Origin of the sequence: Propionivibrio sp., from assembly GCF_017995515.1 — a bacterium.
Lineage (GTDB): Bacteria > Pseudomonadota > Gammaproteobacteria > Burkholderiales > Rhodocyclaceae > Propionivibrio.
The window spans coordinates 1-4407 of record NZ_JAGOIT010000162.1; the positions used below are offsets into that span (position 1 = coordinate 1).

The following is a 4407-nucleotide window of genomic DNA, read 5'->3' on the forward strand; positions in this document are numbered from 1 at the left end:
GCTTGATCCACCCGACTTCGGCCGTTTGCGCGACGACAGACACCGCTCGGGGCGAAAAACGCTTGCCCAGCGAGCAAAATCAGGCGATCTTGAAGTCAAGCGGCAGGCCACTTGGGGAATGTCGGATCATAGGCGTTATCGCGAGACTATCATGAGAAGGGGCATGCGCTTGAATCTGGTACTGGGCCTTGCCGGCCTCGGCCTCGCGGCATCCGCAGGCGCACTCGCAGTGGCGCCCCAGGACTTCGCCACCGACATGGCCGCCGCGATGGAGCAGATGCATCATGAGATGATGGTCGCGCCGTCCGGTGATCCGGACCGCGACTTCGCGGCGATGATGATCCCGCATCACCAGGGCGCAATCGAGATGGCACAGGCGCAACTGCGCTACGGCAAGGACGAACGGCTGCGCCGTCTCGCGCAGGGCATCATCGTTGAACAGCGGCAGGAGATCGCGGTAATGCAGGCGATCCTTGCCGAGAAGGGCGCACCGCCGAGTGTGCCTCACCAGCATCAGGGAGACGGAAAATGATTACGAATCACCTCAAGATGGCGTTCGCCATGTCTGCCCTCGGCCTGCTGGCGAACCCCGCATCCGCGCAGCAGGTGCCCAATGCGACGCCCGACCGGCCGATCAGTTCGCAGGACCGCTTCTATACTTCGGACCAGTTTTCCAACACGGTATCGGTCATCGACCCATCAACCAACCGACTGCTCGGCGTCATCAAGCTCGGCGATCTGACGCCCGCCAATCTGAGCCCACTCTACAAGGGTCAGCTTCTGGTCCACGGCATGGGCTTCTCACCCGATGGCAGGACGCTGGCAGTGATCTCGATAGGGTCGAACTCGGTGACCTTCATCGATACGGCCACCAACGCGGTCAAGCACACCGCCTATGTCGGCCGCTCGCCGCACGAGGCGTTCTTCCGTCCCGACGGGCGCGAGGTCTGGGTCAGCGTTCGCGGCGAGGACTATATCCAGGTGCTCGATGGCAAGACGTTCGAACCCACCACGCGCATCACCGTCCCGAACGGCCCGGGCATGACGATCTTCTCGCCCGACGGCAAATACGGGTACGTTTGCTCGAGCTTCTCGCCCGAGACGGTCGTGATCGACACCAAAGCCAAGAAGGTCGTCGGACGTGTCGCCCAAGCTAGCCCCTTCTGCCCCGACATCGCCGCGACACCCGATGGCAGGCAGGTCTGGCTGACGCTCAAAGATGTCGGCAAGGTAATGGTGTTCGACGCCAAGCCGCCGTTCGCTGTCCTTAAGACGATCGACACCGGCCCCATCACCAATCACGTCAACATCGCCCGCACGTCGCGCGGACAGTTCGCCTATGTGACAGTCGGCACGCAGAACATCGTCAAGGTGTTCCGCACCGACACGTTCGAACAGGTGGCGACAGTTTCGGTCGGCGCGCTGCCGCACGGGTTATGGCCTTCGGGCGACGGCACCCGCATCTATGTTGGGCTGGAGAATGGCGACGGCGTTGCGGTCATCGATACTGCCACCAACCGCCTGCTCACGACCATCCCTATCGGTCAGGGGCCGCAGGGCGTCGCCTATGTACCGGGCGCGGTGCCTTCGGGCGACGGCATGGCCAATCTGGTCCCGCTCGATATGGCCAGCGGCAAGGTCCAGTTGACCCTGTCAGGCCAGGGCCAGAGCCAAGTCACTTTGTTCGATCAGGGGCAGGTCCAGATCCTGCAGGCCGCCGTCGCCGGCCTGCCGCCCAAGCAACCGTTCACGCTCGGACTGGCGACCAAACCCGACGGGACGGGTGCGATTCAACCTCTTGCCAAGTTCATGACCAATCCGGCCGGCGCCGCCATCGTCAACGCCGTCGGGCCGATCCGCCAGATTGTCGCGGATGCTGCCCCGGCCGAGCGCCGTTATTTGGTCATTCGTGCCGGTGATCCGGATTCGCAGGGCGCGGTAGTGCAGAAACAAGCCCATTGAAGCCCGCGCGCCGCTGGCTACCAATTGTGCGCAGCGGCGTTTCATCGCTCTTCGACTCCCTAGTTATTGAAGGGAAGCTCATCGACGTCCGCGTTTACCTAAAGCCGTCGGACACCGTCTAACCTGCTAACGACGGCTTTGTCCCAGATTCAGACGTCCAACCCTTAGTGCCGAACTTCGGCTCCTTCGTTGACCACGCAAGCCCCCACCCCGCTCTTCGTGGCCAATCCGTTGGCCGACCCCAAGCCTCCTTCAATCAACCCGTAAAGGGTCCGCTACGCTACGCGTGCGGCCACTGCGGCTGCACCTTCGTGGTGATTGCGGCTCGATACCGGCGAAGATCCAATGGAGGCCCTGGACGCATCGGTCGGGTGGAACACCCTCCTGAAGGCGAGGCCAGAAGTGGCGACAATCGCGGAAACCGCCAACCTTGATCCGCTGACGGTGGCGGCCGACCGCTATGCGACGTTGCGCAAGTTCGCCCCCGACCTGCTTGAGGCGCTCCAGTTCAGGGCCGGAAAGGGCAGTGCAAAAACGATCGCCGCCATCGAGATGCTGCGCGACCTCAACAGGTCGGGCAAACGCGATCTGCCTGCCGACGCTCCGATGCCCTTCCGCAAGGAATGGCGGAAAATCGTCGTGGGCGATGACGGCAAGATCAACCGGCGTCTCTGGGAAATCGCGACGATCGCGCATCTGCGCAACAAGCTGCGTTCCGGGGATGTCTGGGTGGAGCGATCGGCAGGATACCGCCGGTTCGACAGCTACCTGCTCAGCGAACCCCAGGCGAAGCCGATCGTGTCGGCTCTCGGTCTGCCACCCACAGCCGGCGAATGGCTCGAACAGCGGGGCCGCGAACTTGACTGGCGGCTTAAGAAATTTGCCCAGCGCCTGAAGCGCGACGCTCTGGAGGGTGTGCGATATCGCGACGACCGCCTCCAGATATCCCCCGTTCGCACGATCGCGACGCCCGACGCCGAAGCGCTGGCCGACCGGCTCGATGCCATGATGCCACGCATCCGCATCACCGAGCTACTGCATGAGGTGGCGCAGGAAACCGGCTTTCTTGCGGCGTTCACCAACCTGCGTACCGGCGAGCCGTGTCCCAATGAAAACGCGCTGCTCGCCACGATCCTCGCCGATGCGACCAATCTCGGCCTGTCGCGCATGGCGGCGGCGAGTCAGGGCGTCACGCGCGATCAGCTCCTCTGGACCCATGACGCCTATATCCGCGACGACAGCTACCGCGCGGCGCTGGCCCTCCTCATCAACGCGCACCACCGCCTGCCATTCTCACGAGTATGGGGCGACGGCACCACGTCCAGTTCCGATGGCCAGTTCTTCAGGGCCGCGAAGCGCGGCGCGTCGGGCGGCGATATCAACGCCCGCTATGGCGTCGATCATGGCTTCAGCTTCTACACCCATAATTCTGATCAGCGCGCGCCCTACCACGTCAAAGTGATCTCGGCCGCGACGCATGAGGCGCCCTATGTCCTCGACGGCCTCACCAGCCACGGCACCGATCTCAGGATCGTCGAGCATTACACCGACACCGGCGGGGCGACCGATCATGTCTTCGCCCTGTGCGCGATGCTGGGATTTCGCTTCTGCCCGCGCCTGCGCGACTTCCCCGACAGGCGGCTCGCGCCGATCGCGCCGGTCACGGCCTATCCGTCCATCACCCCGCTGTTGGGCAAGCGTATCCGCACCGACATCATCGGTGAGCAATGGGAAGACGTGCTGCGCCTCGTAGGGTCGATCAAGGCCGGCCATGTCGCGCCATCGGTCATGCTGCGAAAGCTCGCTGCCTACGAACGGCAGAACCAGCTCGATGTCGCGCTACAGGAAATCGGCAAGATCGAGCGGACGCTGTTCATGCTGGACTGGCTAGAAAATCCCGATCTGCGCCGGCGATGCCATGCCGGTCTCAACAACAGCGAGCAGCGCCATGCCCTGACGCAGGCGATCTACACATTCCGCCAGGGCCGCATCATCGACCGCAGCCACGAGGCGCAGCAATATCGGGCGTCCGGCCTCAATCTGCTCGTCGCCGCGATCGTCTATTGGAACACGATCTACATGGATGCCGCCGCCCAGCATCTACGATCAACATCGGTCGCGGTGCCTGATGATCTACTCGCCCATACGTCCCCAGTAGGTTGGGAGCATATTGCTTTCTCGGGCGATTTCCTCTGGGATCGAGCAGCCGCTTCCGCTGGCCGCAAGGCCCTCAATCTGCCGCCGGATAGCCGCGCCGCCTAAGCGTTCGCTGATTGTTCGCCCTTAGCGTTGTTTAGCGTACCATCCACGCTATGCCCTCTACGCACGCTGCTCGATGAGCTGAACACCCCGCTTTCGGCGTGCGGAACCTACGCGGGGTATCTCCGCCAAGTCTGGCAAGGCTGCGGGCATCCGCTGCGTGCTGGGCAAAGTCTGTGGCGACCG

At 63.4% G+C, this 4407-nt stretch carries 3 protein-coding genes and 1 pseudogene; all 4 read left to right on the forward strand.

The window, feature by feature from the left end:
* Positions 1–532, forward strand: a 532-nt coding sequence (locus tag KBA32_RS16460) for a DUF305 domain-containing protein (RefSeq protein ID WP_294361307.1), incomplete at its 5' end; no start/stop codon positions are given.
* Complete coding sequence (locus tag KBA32_RS16465; protein WP_292939623.1) at positions 529–1962, forward strand: YncE family protein; 1434 nt, start codon at positions 529–531, stop codon at positions 1960–1962. The genes KBA32_RS16460 and KBA32_RS16465, both read left to right, overlap by 4 nt.
* 318 nt (positions 1963–2280) lie before the next feature.
* Positions 2281–4224, forward strand: a complete 1944-nt coding sequence (locus KBA32_RS16470) for a Tn3 family transposase (RefSeq protein ID WP_294361309.1) — start codon at positions 2281–2283, stop codon at positions 4222–4224.
* Positions 4225–4281: 57 nt separating this feature from the next.
* Positions 4282–4407 (forward strand): annotated as a pseudogene (locus KBA32_RS16475) (TniQ family protein); the annotation flags it as partial.